Here is a 25,619-nt window from a genome sequence, read left to right on the forward strand (position 1 = left end):
AACGTTAGCGGTATGCAATTCCACATTCGAGGAAACATTAACGGTTATGGCAGTACAGCAGAACAAAAGGAGAGTAGAGTATGAATTTCAAAAAAGTGACGGTCGCCGGCAGCGGCGTGCTGGGAAGCCAGATCGCTTATCAAACCGCCTTCAAAGGCTTTCAGGTGACGGTGTACGATATTAATGATGAGGCGCTGGCGAAGGCCAAGGAGCGAATCGAGCAGCTAAAGCCCCACTATCAGAGGGATCTGGGTGCTTCTCAAGCAGACACAGACGAAGCGTATAATCGTCTGGCCTTCAACAGCGATTTGTCGCAGGCGGTTGCCGACGCCGATCTCGTCATCGAGGCCATTCCAGAAGTGGTGAACATAAAAACCGATTTTTACACGCAGTTGGGGAACGTCGCACCCGCTAAGACCATTTTCGCAACCAACTCATCCACGCTTCTGCCGAGCCAATTTGCAGATTCGACAGGACGTCCAGAGCGATTTCTGGCGCTCCATTTCGCCAATGAAATATGGAGGAACAACACAGCCGAAATTATGAGGCATCCCGGAACGGATGAGGCTGTGTTCCAGGACGTTATCGCCTTCGCCAAAGCGATTGGCATGGTCGCTCTTCCGTTGCAGAAGGAGCAGCCGGGCTATATTTTGAACTCGCTGCTGGTGCCGTTGCTGGAGGCGGCTCAGAAGCTGCTTGTTCGTGAAATCGCCGATCCGGAAACAATCGACAAGACGTGGATGGTTGGCACGGGAGCGCCGCTCGGCCCGTTTGCGATACTGGATGTCGTAGGCTTGAACACCGCTTATAATATCGGTTTGGCCAAGGCGCAAGCCACCGGGGACGAAGAATTCAAGAAAGCGGCGGAGCTGCTGAAGAATGAGTATATCGACAAAGGCAAGCTTGGCCGGGCGACGAAGCAAGGGTTTTATACGTATCCGAACCCAAGCTATGCCCATCCCGATTTCTTGAAGCCTTAAAGTTTGCAGTAGAAGGCTCCGCGGAAGCGAATGGCATCCGCGGGCCTTTTTTCGCTTGAACAACGATCTATCGCATTGGTTGCGGAGCAATATGGTATGATGCTGATAACGAATCGAAAACGATTTAGACTCGCATAAAAGGATGTAGAACAATGATGAACGATAAAGTGGCAATAGGAGCGGAAACGGGCTGGCATTTCGATAACAGCTACGCCCGGCTGCCAGAGAAGCTGTTTACGCCTCTCGGTCCCCGTTCGGTGAGTGTGCCTAAGCTGGCTGTACTCAACGATCGGCTGGCGCTATCGCTGGGGCTTGACCCTGAGGCGTTGCGAACCGAGAGTGGGGCGGCGGTGTTGGCCGGGGGCGCGATGCCGACAGGCGCTTTCCCGCTGGCGCAAGCTTATGCCGGTCACCAGTTCGGTCATTTCAATCGGCTCGGAGACGGCAGGGCGATGCTGATCGGAGAGCAGCTTGCGCCGAATGGCGAACGATACGATATCCAGTTGAAAGGCTCGGGACGCACCCCTTATTCAAGAGGCGGGGACGGGCTTGCTGCGCTTGGACCGATGCTGCGGGAGTACATTATAAGTGAGGCTATGCATGGACTCGGTATTCCGACGACGCGCAGTCTGGCTGTAACGGAAACGGGTGAATCGATTGTCCGCGAGAAGCTGCTGCCCGGCGCGGTGCTGGCGCGGGTGGCGGCGAGCCATCTGCGCGTGGGCACGTTCCAATTCGTCTCGGCGTGGGGCACGAAGGAGGAGCTTCGGGCACTGGCTGACTATACCGTTTCGCGGCATTATCCGGAAATCGCCGAGGAGGGCGGAAGCGGCCGTTATTTGGCTTTGCTGCAAGGCGTAATGGAGCGCCAAGCGGCGCTTGTAGCCAAATGGCAGCTAGTCGGCTTTATTCATGGCGTTATGAATACGGACAATATGGCGCTTAGCGGGGAGACGATCGACTACGGCCCATGCGCTTTTATGGATGGTTATCATCCGGGAACCGTATTCAGTTCGATTGACAGCGAAGGGCGATACGCATATGGTAATCAGCCGTATATAGCGTCTTGGAACTTGGCTCGATTCGCGGAGACGCTGCTGCCGCTGTTGGACGAGAGCATGGATCATGCGGTTAAAATCGCCGAAGAGGCGATTCATGCTTTTCCCGATCGCTACTACGCCAACTGGTTGTCAGGCATGCGAGCCAAGCTGGGCTTGATCGGGGAAGAGGCGGAGGATGAAGCGCTGATCGAGGAACTGCTCACAATGATGCGCGATGCCGGGGCCGATTATACGAATACGTTTCTCGCATTCACGTTCGACACGCCGGTTGAACCGTCCTTATCGGGCCATGCGAGCTTTGCCGAATGGTACGTCAAGTGGCGTGCTCGTGCGGGCGGAGGAGCGGAGAGGGAGGCCACTTCGCGGCAATTGATGCGGAATAGCAATCCTGCTGTCATCCCGCGCAATCATCGGGTTGAAGAAGCGCTTGAAGCGGCCGAAAAGCAAGGCGATTACAGCGTGATGGAACGGCTTCTGACCGCTCTCGAGAACCCGTATGCCCATACGGATCAGCAGCGGGAGTATGCCTCGCCGGCAGGCGATTCGGATCGTCCTTATCGAACGTATTGCGGCACATAAACGGACAAAAAGGAAAGGCAGTTCTTCGGCACGTCGAAGAACTGCCTTTTTGCTGTGTGTGGACGGCATTCGCTGTTTCATCGCAGCGCTTGAAGCAATAGAATATAGCAAATTCAAGTTCCGGTTAGCTGCAGTTGCCGGTAAGGAATGAGGACGAACAATGAAGACAGCTGCCAAAAGTCCGCAAGTCGGACTGTCACCGCCAGAGGCGACGTTTCACAGCGAGCTTCGATACTCCATTGGCTGCGATCCGCTTGTACGGGTAGGACCGCTTGCCCCATTGAATAAAGGCGAATATGAAGTGACAATCCAAGTTCGCGGCATTCGTAAGGCAAAGGCGCTTGCTACACTGCTCGTTCCGGTGAAGGCGTTCGGCAATATACGGATTCATATCCGGGTAAGGGTGGGGAGCGCAACGATCAAACCACTGCCAGGACCGCTTTCACCTAGAACGATCGTGTCGTTATACCGTACTGGACTGCAATCGAATAGGCTGTACCAGTTTACGGCCGCAAAGACAGTGTTCGGATCTGCGTTCGTTTATCCTGTGTTCAAGGCGCGAGTCGTGCAATTTTTCAACGACGATTTGTCCGACTTCTACAGTAACTACAATAATATCGCGGCTTTTGTCTTCCGCAGCGTTCTACGGAATGCAATTGGCCGTACGCCGATCCAGTTCTCGACAGCGTTAATCAAAAAATAAAGAAAGAACCCATTGCAAAGCAGCGGGTTCTTCTTCATTTCCACGTCCTTCAGCGTTATTGCGGATTTGTCGTCCAGATGCCTGCCGTCTTGATAAAGACGCGCTGAGGCAGCTTTAACGTGGCGAGAATAAGCTCGGCTACGTCTTCCGGCTGCATCATGCGGTCTTCATCGCCAATCTTCAGCCCGGCGTTCTGTGCGAGGTCGGTGTTCACCGTGCTTGGCGTCAAAGCCGTTACGCGAATGTTGAATTTGCGAACCTCCTGCATCAGCGCTTCGGTCATGCCCATAACAGCGAATTTCGAAGCGTTGTAAGCAGAACCGGTCGCGAAGCCGCGCTCGCCTGCAGTCGATGCGACATTCACGATGCTGCCGCTGTTTTGGCCGATCATCGTCGGCAGCGCCGCCCGGGTTACATAATAGGTGCCCATCAAGTTCGTTTGAATGATTTGCTCCCATAGCTTCGGATCCATATCGAGCAAAGTGCCGAAGTGGCCTGTACCTGCGTTATTAATCAAAATGTCGATCGAGCCCAGCTTGCCCGCCAGCTTGGCGATCGCTTGGTCGACCTCTTCTTTATTCGAAATGTCGGCAGTGGCCGTATACACATTGACGCCGTACTCGCTGGTCAGCGAAGCCTGGAGCGTTTCAAGATCGGAAACGGTGCGGGCGAGCAAGCCGAGGCTGACGCCCTCTTTGGCCAGCGCGATGGCTGTTGCTTTGCCAATGCCTTTTCCGGCCCCGGTAATGATAGCGGTTTTGTTTTGCAAAGTCATGGTCCATCTCTCCTTGGTTTGGTCTATAGTTCTCTCTAAGAAAGGCTTACAGGGTTCAGTATGAAATAATCAAAAGGGGAAAGCAAGCGTTTGGCGGCATCGTCCATTGATGAACGGCTGTATGAAACGACTGCACCCCGCTTATTGTTTTTTTCGATAAGCGCCTGGCGAAACGCCGTATCGTGCACGGAATAACCGGTGAAAATAAGCGTAGCTGCCAAGTCCCGCCTCCGCCGCGATTTGCTCAAGCGAGAGCGGGCTGTGCTCCAGAAGCTTGACTGCTCGGCTTAGTCGCAGCTGCTGTGCATAGCCCATGATAGAGACGCCGAAATGCGATTTGAACAGATGAACCGCTCGCGAGACGCTAAGTCCCGTATGCTGGGCTGCTTGCGCAAGCGTGAATGGCTCGGCTGCGTGCTCCTCGATAAATTGGCGAATACGAATCGCATGATAGGCAAGCGGAGAATGGTCTTCCGGCACTTCCTCGATCGCACGGTCGATCAACAGGAGCAGGGACCAGACGAGCGAGGTGACAATGCCCGGCTGTCCGCCGTCGAGCCGGCCTTTCTCCAACACGATTTGATGCCAGACGGCGCGCAGTCTGCTGTCCTCGGCGATCCGCGCTAAGGTCGGCCGCTTTTTCTGCGCCCACCATTCCTCCATGCCCGGTCCGGTGCTCATAATGTAGTAATCGATGGACAGCTTCGGTTTATCCTCCGAGAATCCGATGCGCAGATCGTAGATATCACCCGGTTGAAAGAGGAGCAGATCGCCGGGGCGGATATTGCGGATGGCGCCGTCTACCAGAGCTTGGCACTCACCTTCGGCTTGAAGCCGCACGATATAAGTATCCAATCCGTGGCGGAATTCTTGGTGGAACAGCTCCTCATGCTTCGAATAATCGCTTAAGTGGACCGAAATGTCCTTCATCGGACGGCCTCCATTCAAGGCATGCTTTATTTATTCAATCAGATTGTTGAGGTATTCGACCATATTGTTTCTTCAAGTGCGGGACTGGCTCCTATTATAATAAAGGAAATACGGAACAGGAAGGGGAGTACAACTCCATTATGACAACTCGTAAAGTAAAAGTCATTCAAACCTCGCAAGGCTCGCAGGATCGGCTGACTGAATCGGCGCCTCTGGAACTGCGCGAAGACACGGCCGGCGTAGAGAACAAAATCATTAACGTTTACGATGACGTTGAATACCAAACGATTATCGGTTTCGGCGGCGCGATTACTGAAGCATCGGCTGTCACAGCTTCCAAGCTGGGAGAAGCGAACAGCAAGCGCATCTTGGATGCGTACTATGACGCAGAGAACGGGATCGGCTATACGGTTTGCCGCACGCACATTAACAGCTGTGACTTTGCGCTCGGCAACTACTCCTATGTGCAAGACGGAGACACGGAGCTTGAGACATTCGATATCAGCCACGACCGCGAGCTGATCATTCCATACATTCGTCAAGCGAAGGAACTCGCAGGCGACGATTTCACGTTCTATGCATCTCCTTGGAGCCCGCCGGCTTGGATGAAGACGAACGGCGAAATGAACAACGGCGGCAAGCTGAAGTCGGAATATTGGGGCGTATGGGCGAAATACTACCTCAAGTTTATTGAAGCTTACGAAGCAGAAGGCTTGCCAGTATGGGGCTTGACGGTTCAAAACGAAGCAAAAGCGGTGCAAATTTGGGATTCTTGCATTTACACGGCTGAGGAAGAACGCGATTTCGTTCGCGATCACTTGGGTCCAGAGCTGCATAAAGCAGGCCGCCAAGACGTGAAAGTGATGATCTGGGACCACAACAAGGAACGCGTCTATGACCGTGCGAAAACAGCATTCGACGACGCTGAAGCGTCCAAATACATTTGGGGGATCGGCTTCCACTGGTATTCCGGCGATCACTTCGACGCACTGTCGGCGGTGAAGCATCGCTATCCGGACAAAGCGCTCATGTTCACGGAAGGCTGCCACGAAGGCGGCGTGCAGATCGGTTCGTGGAAAAGCGGCGAGCGCTATGCGCATGACATCATGGGCAACCTGAACAATGGCATGTCCGGCTGGACCGATTGGAATATCGTACTGGATGAGCAAGGCGGCCCGAACCATGTAGGCAACTATTGCGACGCTCCAATTATTGCGGATACGAAAAATGATTCGCTGACGTTCCAATCTTCGTTCTACTACATCGGACATTTCAGCAAATACATTCGTCCGGGCGCGGTTCGCGTTGCTTCCTCGAAATATACGGAAGACCTGTCCACAACCGCTTTCCGCAATCCGAACGGCGAGCTGGTTGTTGTTGTACTGAACCGCTCCGATGCAGAGCAGCCTTACGTGCTGCGCAACCGCGAGCAAATCGCTGAGGGTTCGATTCCGGCGCATTCGATCCAAACGCTCGTTTTCCCAAGCCTGTAATCTTCATGAAGTTTCACCGTAAAGAGGCAGCTATCGAGGTCGATAGCTGCCTCTTTTTTATATATTGACGTCATTTGCCGAAACATTGGAATTACAGTAAAAACGCGCCTATTCTAGTGCTATAATATAGGAAATAAGACTCATTAGTAGGGGGTCATAAACTTAAATGAATGATAAGTTGGGAAAACTATTAAACACGCTCAGGTTCCTTCTTCCCGAATTGCAACTAGTCGAACTGGTTAGGGAAAAAGGGGTTATTGCCCGGAAAGAAGAGGCTGACCAGTCGTGGAGTCCGCCATTGAAAGCGCAACAATACAGCTCTAGGCCTGACGATCAGGGACATTCGCAGCGGCAAGGCACGATGCCTTCTTCTACGGCCCCTATGTCGGCCGGCTCCTATTCGCAGGATCAAAACCAGTCTTTGACTTCCAAGCAATTGGATCAGATCTTTCTAGCAACCGAACGAAACCTTTACGACAGTATTGTCGGACAGCAAGCATTTATTAAAGACCTAATAGCAGCCTATAAACAAGGCTATGTGAATGGCGGAAGAGGCAAGGCAAGGAATGTCATCTTGCTTGCGGGAGCGGCCGGTACGGGGAAAAGAACAACGCTTGACAAGCTGGTTTCGAGTTTGTACCACAATAAGCTTACTTCCAGCATGGCGGCATCTGAGATTGAATTGAACCGTTATGAGAGTGACGAAATAGCGGGCAACTTCATTGAGGATATGGCGAAAGCTTTCGCAGAGACGGAAGGCACTGTCCTTTTTACAGATATTAAAGGCGCCGATGCTTCCATTATACAATTAATCGCTCAATTAGCCTCAGAGGGTCAATTTCGTACAAAAGAAGGCACCCGTATTAGTGCCGAAGATTATTTCTTAATTTTTTATATCGATGAAATGGCTAACCGAGAGGAGTATGGGCGCATACCTGCGTCGCTTATGGACCACCTTCCAGCGGTTTTGTTGAAAAGCGTTAGTGCGACGGCGATCTCTTCGCCGCTGGATATGGCATCCATGAAACAGGTTGTTACCTCGCTGCTTGCGCAAGGTGTAGCTGAGTTGTCTCAGGAAATGCAATTGAAAATTTCCGTCAATTCTGAGGTGCCGGGAGCGTTGGCGGGTCTAGCTACCGCCAATAAATCATTCGGAGAGGCCATTGAACAATGGATTGAAAAAGAATTGTCCCCGGTCGTTTCAAGTCTGTGGGCGAGGAATGAGATTCGAAGAGGCGACAATATAATAATCGGTTTCGAGAATGAAGGCTTTTACGTAGAGAACAGAGCTTTGCGAGTGCCTATTCAAGAGCTGACGTTTGTGTCCCAGGAATCGCTGGAAGATATATTAGGCGAGCTGAACGCTTTAATCGGATTGGAGAGCGTGAAGAAATTTGTCCAAGAGCTTGTGAAGACCGTACAGGTGAATAAGCTGAGAGCCACAGAGGGCGAACGGGCGGTTGCAATGGCGCTGCACATGGTGTTTACGGGCAATCCGGGTACTGGTAAGACGACAGTGGCTCGTTTGGTAGGACGGATTTTGAAAGGATTGGGACTGCTTAAACAAGGGCAGCTCGTTGAGGTTGCAAGACAGGATTTGGTTGGTCAGTACGTTGGCTCGACGGCACCGAAGACGATGGCTAAAATTACAGAAGCGTTAGGCGGCGTGCTCTTTATAGATGAGGCCTATACGCTTGCTCGTCATGACCACGATACGTTCGGTCGGGAAGCGATTGATACGATTGTGAAAGCGATGGAGGATCATCGGGATAACTTAGTCGTAGTCATTGCGGGATATACTGCGGAGATAGAAGATTTCCTTCGTTCCAATCCGGGTCTTCGCTCTCGCTTTCCGTTCATTGTGGAATTCCCTGACTATACGCCGGCGAATATGCTTGAGATCATGCAGCTGATTACGAAGAATAACGGCTTCCGCATAGAAGAAAGTGCGCTGGGAGGGCTGGAGGAGCTTTTCGAACAACGGCAAATACCAGGCAGAAACGACAGCGGCAACGGCCGGCTGGTACGCAATTTGTTTGAAGAAGCGGTACGCAAGCAGTCAACGCGAATCGGTGGACAGCTTGAGAATGGACAGCCTGACCTGCAGCTTTTGACCACAGCCGATTTCGGCATTGGAGAAAAAGAAGCCTTCAACATTGAGAATGAGCTGGCAGCAGTCGTCGGTCTCGATAAAGTGAAAGCTTTTGTGCGGACGCTGGAGAAACAGCTAATCGTCGATCGAAGAAGGAAGGAAGCAGGCGTTCAAGTAGACTCCGGGCAGATGCTGAATATGATTTTTTCAGGAAATCCGGGCACGGGGAAAACAACGATGGCGCGTCTGGTGGCAAATATGCTTCGTTCCATGGGCTACTTGAAGAAGGGACATTTGATCGAGGTGGACCGCTCCGATTTGGTAGGGGAATATGTGGGCTCGACGGCCAAGAAGACGAAACAAGTTGTGGAGTCGGCGTTGGGCGGCGTTCTATTTATCGACGAGGCCTACGCGCTGGCGCAAGACGGAGTGCGAGGCGGAGGCTATGGCAAGGAATCGATCGATACGCTGGTGCGCTTGGTAGAGTTGCATAAAGATAATTTAGTTGTGATTTTGGCCGGTTATACAGATGATATGCAGCAGTTTCTGAAAGTGAATCCGGGATTGTCGTCACGCTTCCCGCTGCAAATTGAGTTCCCGGATTATTCAGCGGATGAAATGCAGCGGATTGCAACATTAATGGTGAAAACGAGAGGATTTAAATTCGGACAAGATGTATCGCAGCTTCTGCGGGGTTACTTTGACGAAAAACAAATTCCAGGCAGGAAAGATGGCGGCAACGGTCGTTTGGTTCGCAATACATTGGAGGAAGCGATTCGCAGACAGGCGGAAAGACTGGCCGATTATCCTGTTGATGACAACGATAAATTGAACGAACTGACGGCGGCCGATTTTAATTTGCTTCCGCAATCGGAACGATTAAATGGACAGCATTCCGCCTTGGCGATGCTCGATCAAATCGTTGGCTTAAACAATGTGAAAGAGTTTGTACGGAGTCTTTCGGCGCAAATTGAAGTGTCCAGAAAACGGGAAGCGCTGGGTTTGCCGAAAGCTTCTGCACAGACGCTTCATATGGTGTTTAAAGGCAATCCGGGAACCGGCAAAACGACGATTGCTCGCATATTGGCACAAAGGTTTAAAGAGCTCGGAGTGATTAAGTCCGATACACTTGTTGAGACGGATCGCTCCGGTTTGGTAGCTGGTTATTTGGGACAGACGGCGTTGAAAACGAGAGAGGTCATCGAAAGTGCACTGGGCGGCGTTCTGTTTGTTGACGAGGCTTACGCTCTCGCGGAAGGCGACCACTACGGGCAGGAAGCGATCGATACGCTTGTAAAAGCGATGGATGATTACCGCGATCGTTTAATCGTCGTGTTGGCAGGTTACGAGAACGATATGGAGCGATTCCTGACCCGTAATGCCGGACTTCGTTCGAGATTCCCGAATCTCATTACGTTCCCTGATTATTCGGTAGAAGAGATGCTGGAAATCGCACGCCGACAAGTGAGAGCTCAAGGGTATGTATTGACGAGGGAAGCAGAAAGAAAGCTTGAAGCTATTTTTGTATCTTATATTGGCGACATAACCGCAGGTAATGGCCGTCTCGTGCGCAATTTAATTGAAAAAGCGATTCGCAGTCACGCTTTGCGAATAAGCCAAAATCCGAATGCTACCGCAGAAGAGCTGTCGACTTTGACACCGGAAGATTTTTAGTACGGAAGGAGGGTGAGGTATTTTGAAAAAATTTATCCAGTGGGTACTGGCGATCGTTTTCTTCCATATTCTATTCTTTGCTTGTATCTTTTCTAGTTTTATAGTGACTTTATCGGCCTACAGTGACCTGAAGTCGGTTCTGGATTATGAAGTGCCGAAGGCGAGCATGATGTTCATGACAGGATTGACCGCAGTTTTACTTTATTTAGCCATGAAAAATCGCTTTTTGGGTATACCGTATCGTAAAATTACGTTCCTTCTTCCGTTGCTTCAGATGGTAGTCTACACTAATTTAGGGATTCATTTAGCTATGTTTTTCTTGAACAAATGGGCAGAGCAAGAGCCTTACTCGAAAACGTGGGCAATCGTCTTGGCTATTTCGTCGATCATCGTTATACGGTTACTGATGTCGCTATTTTATTGGAAGTTTCCAGTTCATAGACAGAATAAAGGATATCGATAGGAGGAAAAGATGAACAATCAAGATTTTAGAAAACAGTCGACTGATCAGAGTAGAAGAGGCAATCGGATTCCTAAGAACAATGTCAAAAGAGAAGATGTTGATACGGGCCATATAGACTCCAACCCATTGGTTAAGAAAAAAAACTTGCATCGATTTGTGATAGGCTTGGTGGCATTGGGTGCCGTTGCAGGATTTATTATTACCTCAGGATCGTCGGGATCTAGGGTTAAAATCGATGCAGTAAAGGCGAATGGCGGCGTAGGCTTAGGCGTAAGCGCTGGAACTATACTCGCTACAACGGACGATGCCGGAATGGCAGCCCGTGATTTTAATATCGAAATGAAGCAAGGGACTGGGGATGGAAGAGCTCTTGTGTGGGATTATGCGGCAGAAGACGGGGACGTTGTAACGATAAAGGTGAATGGAGCAGTAGTTGCCGAAAACGTACAAATTTATCACAAGCCGGTTTCTGTGAATATTTCGGTACCTAGCGTGGTTGAAGTGATAGGCGTGAAAGATGGCGGAGGCGGTATTACATACGGAATTAAGTTCCCTGGGGCAGTCGGCAACAGCGCCTATTTCAACGCGGCCCCAGAGGGGTCTGCCAACACGTATACGATCAAATAGTTTCTTGACTCCAAGCAGGATTTCGAAAAAAATAAGAGGCCGCTGACGACCGAATGTTCGTCAATGGCTTTTTTTCTTGGAATGAAAGCGTTTTATCTCCGTTTTTTTAAAATTTTTTATAAGTTTTTAAGAAAATTAAACCCGACAGTAAGTGAACAAATCATGTCAGGTTATTCAAAAACATCTGATTCCTTAATTGAATTACAAGTAAAAAAATGAAGCGCGTTATACTTGCTAACTGTAAAAGTAAATAAGTTTAACTCAGAATTAACAGTCAAAAATGGAATAAATTTTCTTTAATTTGAATGAAGGAGAGAAGAGAGATTGAAGAAATGGAAACAAAACGGTCAATCCCAAATCGATCATTTGGGTTTAGAAATACCGTTCTAATTTCCAGTCGAATTTGTTGTAAAAACATAGGTTATTTGCGAAAAATGCCTTTCGTTAATTTCCAGTTTATTTGTTGTTTTCGGGCTTCTGTTTGTCCGTTTTTAAGGGCGTCATTTTATGGACATAATAGGATAAATGCATAATTTCTGTATACTATTTTTCATGTTAGATTACTTACGTTTGTACTATATCATTAGTTGTTTGCATTATTCTGATGAATTCATTAAAATAAACCGATATTACGACTTTAATATTCGGATAGGTTTCGACAAATGGCAAAATCTTGGCATACAGAGGTTTTAGCCTCAGTTTAGGAGGATGGAAATGGCAATTTTGAAAGTGGGCATCGTCGGTTACGGCAACCTGGGCAAAGGAGTCGAAAAGGCGATTGCGCAAAATCCGGATATGGAACTGGTGGCGATTTTTACTCGCAGACAACCGGAGCAGCTTGCTTCGGACGGCGCTAAGTTCGAACATATCTCGGCTGCCGAGCAGTACATCGGTAAAATCGACGTCATGATTCTTTGCGGTGGTTCGGCGACGGATCTGCCGGAGCAAACGCCGTTCATCGCGAGCATGTTCAACACGGTAGACAGCTTTGATACGCATGCCAAAATCCCGGCGTTCTTCGACCAAGTTGATGCTGCAGCGAAGCAAAGCGATAAACTCAGCGTTATTTCGACTGGCTGGGATCCGGGCTTGTTCTCGCTGAACCGTCTGCTTGCCCAATCGATTTTGCCGCAAGGCACTGACTACACGTTCTGGGGCAAAGGCGTCAGCCAAGGCCACTCCGACGCTATTCGTCGTGTACCAGGCGTTAAAGCCGGTGTGCAATACACTGTGCCTGTCCAGTCGGTTATCGAGCGCATTCGTTCGGGTGAAACGCCTGAGCTGACGACACGTGAGAAACATCTTCGTGAATGCTTCGTCGTTGCTGAGGAGAACGCTGATCTCGACGCAATCCGCGAAACGATCGTCTCCATGCCGAACTACTTTGCCGATTACGACACAACGGTAACGTTCATTTCGGAAGAGCAGTTGAAAGCCGAGCACCAAGGCATGCCTCACGGCGGTTTTGTTATCCGCAGCGGTCAAACCGGCGAAGGCACAAAGCAAATCATCGAATTCGGCTTGAAGCTGGAAAGCAACCCGGAATTTACGGCAAGCGTGCTTGTGGCTTATGCCAGAGCAGTTAACCGGATGAGCAAAGAAGGACAGACCGGCGCTAGAACCGTGTTCGACGTTCCATTCTCCTATCTGTCGCCAAAGTCGGCTGAAGAACTTCGCCGCGAACTGCTGTAAGCTTTACGTTTCACCTTTTTATATCCCATTCATTCACGCAAGCGACAGTTATCGTCTCGCATTCATCCTCCGTCGTTTTGCGCAAAAGGAGCGTCCATTCCAGTGACTGAAGTATTAGTTAAGCAGCAAACTGCAAAAGAATACGTGCAATCGGTTTACGAGACGGTCATTAGCCGCAACCAAGGTGAAAAAGAGTTTTTTCAAGCAGTAAAAGAAATTTTGGATTCGCTTATCCCTGTTATTGAAGCGAACCCGCACTACATCGAGCACAGCATTTTGGAAAGAATGGTCGAGCCTGAGCGCGTTGTATCTTTCCGCGTGCCATGGGTTGACGATAACGGTAAAGCGCAAGTGAATCGCGGCTTCCGCGTGCAATTCAACAGTGCACTCGGACCATACAAGGGCGGCCTTCGTTTCCACCCTTCGGTTAATGCGAGCATTATTAAGTTCTTGGGCTTTGAGCAAATTTTCAAAAACTCGCTGACAGGCCAGCCAATCGGCGGCGGCAAAGGCGGTTCCGACTTCGATCCGAAAGGTAAATCGGATCAAGAGATTATGCGCTTTACGCAAAGCTTCATGACTGAGCTTTACCGTTACATCGGTCCTGACATTGACGTGCCTGCAGGCGACATCGGCGTCGGCGCTCGCGAGATCGGTTATATGTTCGGTCAATACAAGCGTATCCGCAGCGGCAACGAAGCCGGCGTTCTGACAGGCAAAGGCCTGGGCTACGGCGGAAGCTTGGCACGTAAGGAAGCGACTGGCTACGGCTGCGTTTATTTCGTAAACGAGATGCTGCAGTCGAAAGGCCTCGACTACAACGGACGTACAGTGGTCGTTTCCGGCTCCGGCAACGTATCGATCTATGCGATTGAGAAGCTGCAGCAGCTTGGTGCGAAAGTAGTTGCTTGTAGCGATTCCAACGGCTATATTCACGACCCAGAAGGTATTGATCTGGCGCTCGTGAAGCAACTGAAAGAAGTAGAACGCAAACGGATTAGCGAATATGTAAAATCGCGTCCAAATGCGACGTTCACAGAAGGCTGCGAAGGTATCTGGTCGATTCCTTGCGAAATCGCGCTTCCTTGCGCGACGCAAAACGAAATCGACGAGGATTCGGCTAAGAAGCTGGTTGCTAACGGCGTAATCGCAGTAGGCGAAGGCGCGAACATGCCTTCAACTTTGGCGGCAATCGACGTGTTCTTGAATAACGGCGTATTGTTCGGACCAGCCAAAGCAGCGAACGCTGGCGGCGTTGCCGTATCCGCGCTCGAAATGGCACAAAACAGCATGCGTCTGTCGTGGACGTTCGAAGAAGTTGACGCGAAGCTGCATGACATTATGCGCAACATTTACCGCAACAGCGAAGCGGAAGCGACTAAAGCCGGCTACCCAGGCAACCTGGTTGTAGGCGCCAACATTGCTGGCTTCGTACGCGTTGCTGACGCTATGATCGCTCAAGGCGTTGTGTAAGCTATAAATCACTATTGTTTGTTAAAAGAGGCGACCCTTGCAGAAGGGCGCCTCTTTTTTGTTTATCCGCTTACGAGGGCAGACTCAGGCTCATGCGCCCCAGCGCATCCTCCATACAGTCCAATAGGCCTCTGCAACTTGGTTGAATCGCAATGCGTATAACTCATATAGAAAATAAAGGGGGGTTATGCAATGAATGGACTATTCGGATTCATTTTATTCATTTTAGGAATTGTCGCGGTCCTTTCACCGAATACGGCATGGTATCTATCGATTGGCTGGAAGTTCAAGGACGCCGAGCCTAGCGATGCAGCGCTCTTCATGCATAGGGTAGGCGGCATTATCGGGGTCGTCTTCGGATTAATTCTGCTCGTATCGAGCTGTGCCGCGAATTTTAGTGGGGGTGCGGACGGAAAATGGGCGAGCAGCTTTCAGCAGCGACTATCTGAGGGCGAGGTGGAACGGATTTCATTTGTTATACCTGAGAACATCATTCTGACCGGGGCAGAGAAGCAGGAGGTTGTCAGAATGATTCAGGAGGCGAAGCTTGAACCGTTTGACACCGGCGACGCTTATGGCTCATCCGGTCGTGGGGAGATCACGTTCGTAAATGGAGATAAGGTAGAGCTTGTATTGTTTGGCCCTTCCGGAGGCATTGAGCTTCATCCAAGTGAGCGGCAAAAGGCGTTCCGCATTCAAAGCGGCGAGCTTGAGAGTTGGATACGAGCGAACATAACGAAAATGTAACGCAACAAGCCGGGAAACCGGCTTTATTATTTTTATTAGAAGCGGCCTATTAACACGGTAGAAAATAAGTTGAAAAATGGTGCGGACACCATATGATTTCTCGAACAGGGTCATCGCTAAAGGCCCAAAGAGAAATTATGTATGAAATTTCATATATAATTTTCGTTTTTACCCTTTCTGAGCAGAATATATTCGAAATTTCATATATATTTGTGGCTTTTGTTCTCTTTAGGTCATATTATGTATGAAATTTCATATATATTCGCAAAATTTCTTATTTTACAGCCAATTGTATATGATTTATCAGATGCAATGTATAAAGCGGTGAATGTAATCACTCACTAATGAACGAATTTGCCAATTGCGCAGCATTTCATTAAAAGAACGCAGCGGACTACCCTACTTCACACTCCGGCTACAATCTCTGCTTTGACCCATGGTTACCCAACTGAGTCCCAGCAATTCCTTGACCTCTCCTTATCCACCATCTCCTCTTCTTTCTCGCCTAAGACTTTAACAGCAATCGAATGAACCATCTGCCCTGCAGTGTTCCCTCTCACTGAAAGTCATAGTTTTGAGCCGAAAATTTCTATCAATATCTCCATATCAGACCGGATTGATCGAAGTTATTTATCAATAATCCGAATATATCTATCGGGATACTGATTGACTGGAAAATGCAAGGGTGTTAATCTATCTTCAACCTAATTAAATACTAACCCGATAAAATAACTAAGAAATAAACGGTTTCAGGGGGTGCAGTATGATTTCTCTAATTAATATTAGAAAATCGTTTCAGAAGACGCCGGTTCTTCACGGCATCGATCTTCAAGTGAATAAAGGAGAGGTCGTCGCCATTCTCGGACCTAGCGGTTCCGGCAAGACAACGCTGCTTCGCTGCATCAACTTTTTGGAGCGTCCAAACGCCGGGAAGGTGCATATCGATGATTGCCAGGTCGATTGCGAATCGGTCTCGAAGAAGCAAATTGTGCAAATTCGCAGAAAAACGGCAATGGTGTTCCAGCAATACAATCTGTTCAAGCATAAAACCGTTCTGCAAAACGTCATGGAGGCGCTTGTCGTCGTCCAGAAGAAGCCGAAAGCGGAGGCTGAGAAAATCGCCCGCGAGGTATTGGAAAAGGTCGGTCTAGCGCAAAAGGCTGACGCCTACCCGAGCGAGCTGTCCGGCGGCCAGCAGCAGCGTACTGGCATTGCCCGGGCGTTGGCGCTGAATCCCGAGGTCATTCTGTTTGATGAGCCGACCTCCGCGCTCGATCCCGAGCTTGTAGGCGAGGTGCTCTCGGTCATTCGTAAAATCGCCGAAGAAGGCGTAACGATGATTGTCGTCACGCATGAGATGGCATTCGCGAGAGAGGTATCGAACCGCGTCGTCTTCATGGATCAAGGACGAGTGATCGAGGAAGGGCCGCCAGAGCTTATTTTCGATCATCCGAAGGAAGAGCGGACAAAGGCGTTCTTCAAACGGTTCGCCCAGTCGTGGAGCTATGACATTTAACGCCGCCTCTCCCGGCCGGCGTCAGCTTCTAAAGCGGGTCGTGCTCCACAGCGCGGCCGCATGGTGGCGGCCATACATCATCTGTACCGACTCCAGGGGAAGAGGGGACAAGCAGTCATGTCGTCTAACCTAAAAGAAATTATCGATATCGCCCTGCAAATATTGGAGCGATTGCCCATTACGATCTGGATAATGGCGCTGTCGGCGGCAGCCGGCCTGCTGCTGGGTTTGCTGCTCGCCATCGTCCGCATCAAGAAAAGTCCGATTCCGTACGCGCTGGCTACCCTATATATTTCGTTTATGCGGTGTACGCCGACGATTGTGCAGCTGTTTCTGATCTTTTACGGCTTGCCTCAGCTGCTGACGTTGATAAACCTCGACGTTAATGATTGGAGCCCGTTCGTGTTCGCCGTTATCGCATTGTCGATGCACAGCGCGGCGTATTTTTCCGAAGTCATTCGTTCCTCATATATGGCGGTCGGATCGGGACAGATGGAGGCGGCGTACAGCGTTGGGATGAGCTATTTTCAGGCGCTCCGGAGAGTCATTTTGCCGCAAGCATTCGGCATCTCGCTGCCGGTGCTCAGCAATAACATCATATCGCTGCTGAAAGAAACCTCGCTTGTGTTCTCGATCGGCATTACCGATATGATGGGGCAGGTCAATATTATTGTCGGCAACAATTACGGGACGAATGTCATGACGGTTTACATTGTAATCTCCATTCTATACTGGCTGCTGAGCATCCTGATCGGCAGAGGCACGGCTTATTTGGAGAAAAAGCAGATCAGGAGCGGCTACGGAGGTCTTGCCCGCAGCAAATAGCGGATGCTCGTTCCATGCTCATCCCAGACAGAGGAAGTGACTAGCGGTGGGGATATTCGACCTCGACTACGCGATCCGGCAATTTCCGGAGGTATTGAAAGCAGTGCCGATGACGATGCTGATCGCCGTCGTCGCCATGGTACTCGGTTGTTTGCTCGGCTCGGCAATCGCGCTCATACGCATTTATAAAGTGCCTGTGCTTCACCGGCTTGCGCAGCTGTACGTTTCGTTTATCAGAGGCACGCCGATTCTGGTGCAAATTTATATCATCTACTTCGGTCTGCCTGACCTGGTCGACCTGCTGCACGCAAGATGGGGCTTTCCGCTCACATCGGATTATCTTCCGCCGCTGCTGGTCGCGCTGCTCGCTTTCACGATCAATTCGGCCGCCTATCAATCGGAAGTGGTCCGCGCCGGCTTTCAGGCTATCGATTACGGGCAAATGGAAGCCGCCTACTCGGTTGGCATGACGACGCCGCAGGCGCTGCGAAGAATCATTTTGCATCAAGCGCTGCTCGTCTCGCTGCCCAATCTCGGCAACATTTTTCTCAATCTAATTAAAGGCACGTCTTTGGCTTTCACGGTCAAGGTGATCGAGATTATGGCTGCGGCCAAAATATCGGCCAGCGAAGGCTACAACTACATCGAGATGTATGTCGACGCGGCGCTGGTATACTGGATCATCTGCTTTGCGATCGAACGTTTGCTGGCTTGGCTGGAGAAAAGACTAAGCCGCCACGAAAGAAGGCTGGCTGTTTAAGAGCTGGACTACTAATGGCTGACAAAACCAGCCTTTTACGCGAAAATGGGTTTTTTCGTTCTAATAACACACTATTCCTATATAGAAAGTAGTGATTTGAAGATGGCTTATATAGTAGAAACGAGCTGGCTGGCCGATAGACTTGGATTAAACGGCGGCAGTGCGGAGAAAACGTTCATAGCAGACTGCCGGTTCCTGCTCTCCGATCCCGAAAGCGGCAAGCGCGCCTATCTTGAAGGGCATCTGCCGGGTGCTGTATATATTGATCTCGAAAAACACCTTTCTGGACCCGTTACCCAGCATGGCGGACGCCATCCGCTTCCCGAGCCAGAAGTGCTGGCACAACGGCTTGGTCTTCTCGGCATCGACCGGGAAACGCCGGTTGTCGCATACGACGATCAGGGCGGCATGTTTGCATCGCGTTTGTGGTGGGTGCTGCACTATTTGGGCCATGAGCAGGTCTATGTACTGAACGGCGGCTTTGCCGATTGGGCAGTCCAAGGACTTCCGGTCGAGCAGGGTGAACGGACGACGGCGCCGACCGAACTGGTCGCGTTCGAAGCTAAGCCGCTTACTGAACTGCTCGTCAGCCGCGAGGAAGTGAAAGCGCGTCTTCACGACCCGAGTGTCTTCTTGATCGACTCCCGCGAGCCGAAACGGTATCGCGGCGAGGAAGAGCCGATCGATAAAGCAGCAGGTCACGTCCCAGGAGCGGCCAACTATTTCTGGAAGGACGTGCTGGCCGCAGACGGACGGTGGAAGAATGCCGACGGGCTGAAGGAGCAATTCAGCGGCGTACCTGCGGATAAAGAAATTATCGTGTACTGCGGCTCTGGCGTTTCGGCTTGCCCGAACGTCCTCTCGCTGAACGAGGCTGGTTTTGCGGGCGTTAGGCTGTACGCCGGCAGCTGGAGCGACTGGATCTCCTACGAGGACGGTGAGATCGCCGTAGGCGGCGAATGAATATCGAGTATTTGGAAGCGTTCGTGTATGTCGTCCATTTCAACAGCTTCCATAAAGCGGCCGATGCGCTCTACTTGTCGCAGCCGGCCATCTCTCACCGCATTCAAATGCTGGAGCGGGAGCTCATGGTTCATCTGCTTGACCGCAACGGCAAGCAGTTTACGCTGACGGAGAAGGGCAAGCAATTTCTGCCTTACGCGCAGAAGACGCTGCAATCTTATCAGAAAGGCAAGGAGTTCATTCAAACGGAGGCCGCACCGGCTACCGAAATTCGAATCGGCTGCACGGAATCGGTATCCAATTACATCATTCCGATCATTCTCCCTGCATTCAAGCAGCGATTTCCGAGTGTGAGGCTGCGAATCGTGACTGGCAGCAGTGACGATATTACCGAGAAAGTGCTGGCGAAGGAACTTGAGATGGGTCTTGTGCGCAGCGTAGCGCACCCGGCTCTGGATTCCTCGAAGTTTTTCGAAGACCCGATCAAGCTGTACGTTTACGAGGGACATCCGCTGCTGCAGCAGGAGTCGGCAACAATTAAGGAGCTGGAGAAAACGCCGCTCGTGTTCTACGAATGCGGCTCGCTCAATTGGATTCGCATCCATCGGCTGTTCGAATCGCTCGACAGTCCGCCTCGAATCGATTTTCACATCGATAATATGGAGGCGGCCAAGAAGCTTATTTTGCAGAAGCTGGGTATCGGGTTTTTGCCTACGCTTTGCACGCATCAGGAAGTAAACGATGGAAAGCTGTTCCCGGTTGAAATCGCCTCGTTGTCCAAGCTGTCGCTGTCGACCAATCTGATTTCCAGAAAATCAGCTTGTCCGGAAGCGTTCGCCGCTTTACTGGATACGAGGAAGAAGCTCACACAGCAACTATCCGCCAAGGAAACAGGCGCAGGAACGGTTCAAACAAGCTTAAGCGCAAGCCGCATCGGTTAGCGAATCGATCTGACATTATAGAGGCAAACGGAGGATAAGAACATGAAAAAGAAGAGCATCGCGATTATTATGGCATCGGTATTATTGGCGGTTTTGGCCGGCTGCGGCGGCAAAGCCGAGGAAGCGCCCGCCGGCGGGAAGGACAGCAAGCAAACGGTCATCAAGGTGGCGCTCAACAACGTGCCGAATCCTCCGTTTATTTTTAAGGACGACAAAGACAATTCGGTTGGCTACACGGTCGATTATTTCAAAGAGCTGGAGAAAAAATTCCCGGAATACAAGTTCGAATACGATCTGGTCGATAAAGAAGCGCAAATTTTGGGCGTCGATACGGGCAAATATACACTGACCGGCAATCTGTTCAAAAACCCGGAGCGGGAGAAAAAGTTCCATTTTGCCGGTAAGGAATTCGGCTATTACATTACGGCGCTGGTTGTAGATAAAAATCGCGATGACATTCACTCGCTGGATGATATGGGCGGCAAAAAGCTGGCGCCGCTGCCGATCGCCGACGCACTGCGCTCGATCATTAACGATTACAACAAGGCCCATCCGGGCAAAGAAGTGCAGATTGAAGACATTGAGAAGTTCGTCGTTGGCGACAGCCTGAAAGTCGTGGCGAACGGAAAAGTGGACGCGGCGCTTCTTAACGTGAACCAATTCGAGGAAGCGAATAAGAAAATGCAGCTCGATCTAAAGGTTGGAGGCATTGTATCGAAAGAGCCCATCTTCCTCATGTACAACAAGCAGCAAACGGAGTTGGCCGCCGAGTTCGACAAAGCGACGGAAGAGCTGCTGCAGGATGGCACCTTGTCCAAGCTCGCCGATAAGTGGCTGGGCGTTGACTTCTTCAAGGACGTGGACAGCGTGAACGAAGGGTACAAATTCAGACAATCGAAGTAATCGATGGGTCATTCACTCACTCACTTACTCACTCACGATCGACTAACGACGTGACAAACAGGAGGACGATGCGAAATGAGTAAAAACCGGACTTTGAAGCTAGGCGCGCGCGTGTTCGGATTAGGCCAGTACCGTTCCGGTTGGCGGCAGAGCGATGTGCCCTCCAACGCGGCAATCAGCTTCACGCATCATAAGGAGCAAGTACTGCAGGCGGAGGCAGGGAAATTTGATTTTGTTTTCTTCGCCGACCATGTCTATATTAACGAGGGCTCCGCGCCTCGTATGCTGAACCGCTTCGAGCCGCTGACGCTGTTGTCGGCGCTTGCTTCGGTCACCTCGAACATCGGCCTCGTAGGCACGGTAACGACGTCATATTCCGAGCCGTTTACGGTGGCGCGGCAGTTTGCCTCGCTCGATCAGATCAGCGGCGGCCGCGCGGCATGGAACGTCGTGACGACCGGATTGGAAGGGGCGGCGCAAAATTACGGGCGAGACCAGCATTTCGACCATTCCATTCGCTACCAGCGGGCCGAAGAGCATTTGAAGGTCGTGCGTGGCTTGTGGGATTCATGGGAGGATGACGCCTTCGTCTATGACAAAGAGAACAACGTTTTCTTCGACCAGTCCAAGCTTCATACGCTGGATCATAAAGGCGAGTATTTCTCGGTAAAAGGGCCGCTCAACATCGCCCGTTCAGAGCAGGGGCAGCCGGTTGTTTTCCAGGCGGGCGGCTCTAAGTCGGGACGCGAGCTGGCGGCGAAGAGCGCGGACGCTATTTACACGCTGCCGGAGACGATCGAGGAAGCGAAAGCTTTTTATAAGGATATAAAAGGGTTGGCGGCGACCTATGGCAGAGAACCGGAAGAGATTATGATCTTCCCGGGCATTCAGCCGGTTGTCGGCAAAACGGAGGAAGAGGCGCTGCAAAAATACCGCAAAGCAACGGCGTTTATTAGCCTGGAGGAAGGGCTGCAGCAGCTCGGATTTTTCTTCAGCGGCGTTGATTTCTCGCAATATGATCCAGATGCGCCGTTCCCGGCGGACATCGTGATCGGCAACAGCTACCGCAGTCTGGCCGAGCGAATTGTTCGGGTAGCGGGTGAGGATAAGTTGACGCTGAGAGAAACAGCGATCCGTTTCGCTTCGCCAAGCCTGACCTTCGTCGGCACACCGGAAAAAATCGCCGATGAGATTCAAACCTGGTTCGAAGCAGAAGCGGTGGACGGATTTTTCGTTTGGCCGCCTTATCTGGAAGGCTTGAAGGATTTCGTCGAGCAGGTTGTGCCGGTACTGCAAGCGCGCGGGCTATTCCGTACCGAATATGAGCATGGTACACTAAGAGAGAATTTAGGCCTCGGCATACCCGCGAATCGATATAGCGTGTAAGCGAGAGACCCCCGGCCTGCCGATGCGAATCGGCGGGCCGGTCATTTTTGTGCGAACAGACAACGGGGTGTAATGATGGGATATGTGCTGGTTCTGCTGGCCACGCTGGCATGGAGCTTTGTGGGGACTTTGGTCAAGACGGCTGCGCCGATGATGGACAGCTTTGCGATATCGTTTTATCGGTTTTTCTTTGGGGTCATTTTTCTTGCTATCTTCCTGCTGATTAAAGAGAGGAAGCTGAATTTCCGGCTGGCCTTAAAATGGGTGTGGATTGGCGGAGTCGCCAAGGCAGCCAACTATCTATTCGAAAACTGGGCGATTACGCTTGGGTATTCCTACTCGAACATTCTGATTCCACCCGTGCAGACGACGGCTATTCTAGTGCTGTCGGGCTTGCTGCTGAAGGAACGGGTGTCCGGTCGCGGCTGGTTTGCAGCTGCGTTGTGTATGCTGGGCGTGCTTGTCATCGGCTGGAATGGCGCGCCTCCCGATCAACTGCTATCGGGCGGAGGTTTTATTACGCTGCTGTTCGTATTGGCTGGTATCGGCGCGGGTCTTCATGTCATTAGTTCTCGCTTTCTCGTCAGCAAGCTCGATTCGGGCAGCATGAACCTGTCCATCTTCGCCGTCAGCGCTATGCTGCTGTCGCCTACCGTTCCGGTCCATCCTACTTACGGCATCGTTGGAGAGACGACATGGGCGGCCTGGGCCGCTATCATCGCTCTAGGCGTCATAACGGGCCTCAGCTTCGTCTGGTTTGCGGAAGGGCTGAAGCGGGTGCCTCTGGCTGCGGTGGCGATTTTGGGCAATTTTCAAGCGCTGTTTACGATGGTATGGTCGCTGCTATTCTTCGACGAGCCGATTACGAAATACGTACTAATCGGAGCGGCCGTATTTATTGCGGGCATTCTGTGGCTGCAATTTCCGGTTAAACGGAAGAAGCGTGCAGCGACAGCGGCGGTTTAACGATGCAGCTGAATGGTTGTATGGCTGGCCTTATGGCAGTTTGTATGTGCCTATGCAGACGCGCGCTGTGCGTATGTCAGTGAGTGGAATTGATTTGTCAAAGGGGCTCAACCTTCGGGTTGAGTCTTTTTTTCAAGCACTGATTTCGGAATTGAGTCGTTTTTGTAGCTTGCAATCCCTACTGAAGTGGCGTTAGTACTAGGCCTTAGTCTGGCACAAAGTCTGGACTTCAGCTTGTTACGACCATTACAGGACAATTGCTATACTTCAAAAGGAATTACATATTTTGACCAAAGGGGCTACAACATCATGTTAACAAGCTATAATAATCCCTCAGCTGCTCTAGGGTCAGACGGGGATAAGGAACGTATACGTTTCGCTAGAAAGGGACTTTTCGTATTCTTCGCATGGCTCATCCCGCTATCTATCCTTGGCTATGTGCTGTCGCTGAAATCTGAGATTTTCGTCCTGTATCTGATGTGGACGCCGGGTCTGGCTTCTATCTTTACCCGATTGATGCTGCGTGAAGGCATATCCGATATTTCCCTGCGGGTCGGGGGGCGACGTACGCTGAAGAAGCTGCCTTTTATACTACTGTTTCCAGTCTTTATCGGCCTGATTGCATATGGTTTTGCATGGGTCACGGGGCTTGTCCAATTCGCCGCACCAGAAACGTACATTAAGGCTCCGCCAGTGGTTGTATTTATTGGACTTTTGCTTGCACAAATGGTGGCTGGCACCGGCTTAGGCGTGCTCAGCAGCGTGGGAGAGGAGATTGGCTGGCGGGGGTATATGCTCACTCGGCTGATTGACGCCCGCGTTCCATATCCGATACTGACCAGCGGGCTCATCTGGGGCGTATGGCATCTTCCTTTACTGATTGCCGGCAATTACTATTCCGGTCCTTACCCTGCCCTTTCCGTCGTTTTATTAATGATTTCCATCACCTCTTTTGGCTATATCATTAGTCGTCTACGGCTGACAACCGGCAGTGTATGGCCTGCGGTATTCCTGCATGCCTCTTGGAATGCGATAATACAGGAAATATTCGATGGATTCTCCAAAGGAGAGAATACGCTGCTCTGGACGGGAGAATCGGGCATTTTAGTCGCTTTTGTGTTGATGATTGTGGCATGGCGCATCTCGAGAAGACCGATGGAACTGAGAAGGTTGTAAGAAAACAGAAAGCGACTGATATCGGCTGCTTGCGCAGACCGTTCAGCCGCTTTCGGGAGCCAGCCAGGAAATGGCTGGAACATTTCTTAGAACGCCGAATAATAGCGTTGCCGCAACCATAACGGTCATAAGCGCATTGCTGGGCAATGTCCACTTTTTTCGACGGGAAAAGAGATAAGCTAGATAGAGAGGAACTAGAAAGAAGATTAAAGCGTTATTCCGGTACGCCTGTTCGAAATCCAACTTCAGCAGTGAAGTGGCGGTTCTTGTAATGCCGCAGCCGGGACAAAAGAGGCCTGTTACCGCATGAAAGGGACAAGGAATGCCGATGCCGGTTAGAGGCAGCCATGCTTTGATATAAATTAATCCGCCAATACCTAGCACAGAACCCCAAACAAGTTTGGGGTTCTGTTTTGCGTATCTTTTAAGCATCAGCCATGTTGTTAACATCGGACTGCACGAGAGCGTAAGTCACAATGCCCAAACCGAAAAACTGAAGAATCAGATAGAGCACGGAATTATCATTCACGCGCATGCCGCGGTTGTATTGAGCGCCTGCCACGCGTTGGCCGATTTGATAGGCCCAGATAAAGCCCCAGATGCCGCATGTAATGAGCGTCAGGAGGAAATGCTTGCCTCCGGTAAATTCGCGGTCTCCGCTCAGCCTGCCGACCTCGTTGGTCAGCACGATGAACCAGTAGATGCCGTAAATTCCGAAGGTAATCAGGCTTAAAACGATTGCTAATGCGATACTGCGTTGTGAAACCATTCTGCACCATCCTAGGACTATTTATATTATTTCAGGAACGGTTTCGTTCCCAGAAATCAAGAGGAAAAAACAAGATATATTTCGTCAAAATCTACCAAGACACAACAAAAGCTAGTATATGATAA

The 25,619-nt window shown here is 50.7% G+C and carries 23 protein-coding genes; 19 read left to right on the top strand and 4 right to left on the bottom strand.

Going from position 1 to position 25,619, the window contains the following annotated elements:
• The first annotated feature begins 80 nt into the window (after positions 1 to 80).
• From ACFVTB_RS08440 to ACFVTB_RS08450, 3 genes are all read left to right on the top strand, one after another.
• The gene (locus ACFVTB_RS08440; protein WP_387747399.1) at positions 81 to 980 is read left to right on the top strand and encodes a 3-hydroxyacyl-CoA dehydrogenase; all 900 of its coding nucleotides are present in this window, start codon (positions 81 to 83) and stop codon (positions 978 to 980) included.
• Positions 981 to 1,135: 155 nt separating this feature from the next.
• A complete protein-coding gene (locus ACFVTB_RS08445) occupies positions 1,136 to 2,620 on the top strand; it encodes a protein adenylyltransferase SelO (RefSeq protein WP_387747907.1) in 1,485 nt (494 codons plus the stop codon).
• Positions 2,621 to 2,780: 160 nt separating this feature from the next.
• Complete coding sequence (locus ACFVTB_RS08450) at positions 2,781 to 3,323, top strand: hypothetical protein (RefSeq protein ID WP_387747401.1); 543 nt, start codon at positions 2,781 to 2,783, stop codon at positions 3,321 to 3,323.
• A gap of 55 nt (positions 3,324 to 3,378) precedes the next feature.
• Here the strand turns inward: ACFVTB_RS08450 and ACFVTB_RS08455 are convergent, their stop codons facing one another.
• Positions 3,379 to 4,098: a 3-ketoacyl-ACP reductase gene (locus ACFVTB_RS08455; RefSeq protein WP_387747403.1), complete on the bottom strand. Its 720-nt coding sequence runs from the start codon at positions 4,096 to 4,098 to the stop codon at positions 3,379 to 3,381.
• Positions 4,099 to 4,239: 141 nt separating this feature from the next.
• Complete coding sequence (locus ACFVTB_RS08460; RefSeq protein ID WP_387747405.1) at positions 4,240 to 5,028, bottom strand: AraC family transcriptional regulator; 789 nt, start codon at positions 5,026 to 5,028, stop codon at positions 4,240 to 4,242.
• A 140-nt stretch (positions 5,029 to 5,168) separates the two neighbouring features.
• On the opposite strand from ACFVTB_RS08460, the gene ACFVTB_RS08465 reads away from it, so the two are divergent.
• The 16 genes from ACFVTB_RS08465 (at position 5,169) to ACFVTB_RS08540 (ending at position 24,725) form a co-directional block, all read left to right on the top strand.
• On the top strand, positions 5,169 to 6,521 hold the full coding sequence (locus ACFVTB_RS08465; RefSeq protein ID WP_387747407.1) for a glycoside hydrolase family 30 protein: 1,353 nt from the start codon (positions 5,169 to 5,171) through the stop codon (positions 6,519 to 6,521).
• 166 nt (positions 6,522 to 6,687) lie between these two features.
• Positions 6,688 to 10,287: an AAA family ATPase gene (locus ACFVTB_RS08470; RefSeq protein ID WP_387747409.1), complete on the top strand. Its 3,600-nt coding sequence runs from the start codon at positions 6,688 to 6,690 to the stop codon at positions 10,285 to 10,287.
• Positions 10,288 to 10,309: 22 nt separating this feature from the next.
• On the top strand, positions 10,310 to 10,750 hold the full coding sequence (locus ACFVTB_RS08475) for a hypothetical protein (protein ID WP_387747411.1): 441 nt from the start codon (positions 10,310 to 10,312) through the stop codon (positions 10,748 to 10,750).
• 9 nt (positions 10,751 to 10,759) lie between these two features.
• On the top strand, positions 10,760 to 11,377 hold the full coding sequence (locus tag ACFVTB_RS08480; protein WP_387747413.1) for a hypothetical protein: 618 nt from the start codon (positions 10,760 to 10,762) through the stop codon (positions 11,375 to 11,377).
• A 714-nt stretch (positions 11,378 to 12,091) separates the two neighbouring features.
• Positions 12,092 to 13,069 (top strand): diaminopimelate dehydrogenase, encoded by a 978-nt coding sequence (locus tag ACFVTB_RS08485; protein WP_387747415.1) that lies wholly within the window; start codon positions 12,092 to 12,094, stop codon positions 13,067 to 13,069.
• Positions 13,070 to 13,171: 102 nt separating this feature from the next.
• The gene (gdhA, locus tag ACFVTB_RS08490) at positions 13,172 to 14,542 is read left to right on the top strand and encodes an NADP-specific glutamate dehydrogenase (protein WP_387747417.1); all 1,371 of its coding nucleotides are present in this window, start codon (positions 13,172 to 13,174) and stop codon (positions 14,540 to 14,542) included.
• A gap of 192 nt (positions 14,543 to 14,734) precedes the next feature.
• Positions 14,735 to 15,289 (top strand): DUF6199 family natural product biosynthesis protein, encoded by a 555-nt coding sequence (locus ACFVTB_RS08495; protein WP_387747419.1) that lies wholly within the window; start codon positions 14,735 to 14,737, stop codon positions 15,287 to 15,289.
• Between the two features lie 763 nt (positions 15,290 to 16,052).
• Entirely contained in the window at positions 16,053 to 16,805 is a 753-nt protein-coding gene (locus ACFVTB_RS08500) for an amino acid ABC transporter ATP-binding protein (RefSeq protein ID WP_387747421.1), read from the top strand.
• 117 nt (positions 16,806 to 16,922) lie between these two features.
• Positions 16,923 to 17,630 (top strand): amino acid ABC transporter permease, encoded by a 708-nt coding sequence (locus tag ACFVTB_RS08505; RefSeq protein ID WP_387747423.1) that lies wholly within the window; start codon positions 16,923 to 16,925, stop codon positions 17,628 to 17,630.
• A gap of 46 nt (positions 17,631 to 17,676) precedes the next feature.
• Positions 17,677 to 18,390 carry an amino acid ABC transporter permease gene (locus ACFVTB_RS08510; RefSeq protein ID WP_387747425.1) on the top strand — a complete coding sequence of 238 codons (714 nt, stop codon included), beginning with the start codon at positions 17,677 to 17,679 and terminating at the stop codon, positions 18,388 to 18,390.
• 102 nt (positions 18,391 to 18,492) lie between these two features.
• Positions 18,493 to 19,353 (top strand): sulfurtransferase, encoded by an 861-nt coding sequence (locus tag ACFVTB_RS08515; protein ID WP_387747427.1) that lies wholly within the window; start codon positions 18,493 to 18,495, stop codon positions 19,351 to 19,353.
• Positions 19,350 to 20,294, top strand: a complete 945-nt coding sequence (locus tag ACFVTB_RS08520) for a LysR family transcriptional regulator (RefSeq protein ID WP_387747429.1) — start codon at positions 19,350 to 19,352, stop codon at positions 20,292 to 20,294. The genes ACFVTB_RS08515 and ACFVTB_RS08520 overlap by 4 nt, the downstream gene beginning before the upstream one ends.
• Positions 20,295 to 20,336: 42 nt before the next feature.
• Positions 20,337 to 21,197 carry a transporter substrate-binding domain-containing protein gene (locus tag ACFVTB_RS08525; protein WP_387747431.1) on the top strand — a complete coding sequence of 287 codons (861 nt, stop codon included), beginning with the start codon at positions 20,337 to 20,339 and terminating at the stop codon, positions 21,195 to 21,197.
• A 75-nt stretch (positions 21,198 to 21,272) separates the two neighbouring features.
• Positions 21,273 to 22,583: an LLM class flavin-dependent oxidoreductase gene (locus ACFVTB_RS08530; RefSeq protein ID WP_387747433.1), complete on the top strand. Its 1,311-nt coding sequence runs from the start codon at positions 21,273 to 21,275 to the stop codon at positions 22,581 to 22,583.
• A gap of 72 nt (positions 22,584 to 22,655) precedes the next feature.
• Positions 22,656 to 23,549: a DMT family transporter gene (locus ACFVTB_RS08535; RefSeq protein ID WP_387747435.1), complete on the top strand. Its 894-nt coding sequence runs from the start codon at positions 22,656 to 22,658 to the stop codon at positions 23,547 to 23,549.
• A 309-nt stretch (positions 23,550 to 23,858) separates the two neighbouring features.
• On the top strand, positions 23,859 to 24,725 hold the full coding sequence (locus ACFVTB_RS08540; RefSeq protein ID WP_387747437.1) for a CPBP family glutamic-type intramembrane protease: 867 nt from the start codon (positions 23,859 to 23,861) through the stop codon (positions 24,723 to 24,725).
• 42 nt (positions 24,726 to 24,767) lie between these two features.
• Here ACFVTB_RS08540 and ACFVTB_RS08545 read toward each other — a convergent pair whose 3' ends face one another.
• Together ACFVTB_RS08545 and ACFVTB_RS08550 are read right to left on the bottom strand one after the other, a co-directional pair.
• Complete coding sequence (locus tag ACFVTB_RS08545) at positions 24,768 to 25,175, bottom strand: DUF2752 domain-containing protein (protein ID WP_387747439.1); 408 nt, start codon at positions 25,173 to 25,175, stop codon at positions 24,768 to 24,770.
• A complete protein-coding gene (locus tag ACFVTB_RS08550; RefSeq protein WP_387747441.1) occupies positions 25,150 to 25,494 on the bottom strand; it encodes a DUF4234 domain-containing protein in 345 nt (114 codons plus the stop codon). Before ACFVTB_RS08550 ends, ACFVTB_RS08545 begins: the two co-directional genes overlap by 26 nt.
• Positions 25,495 to 25,619: the final 125 nt, after the last annotated feature.

It is taken from the genome of Paenibacillus sp. NPDC058071 (assembly GCF_042885235.1).
Lineage (GTDB): Bacteria > Bacillota > Bacilli > Paenibacillales > Paenibacillaceae > Pristimantibacillus.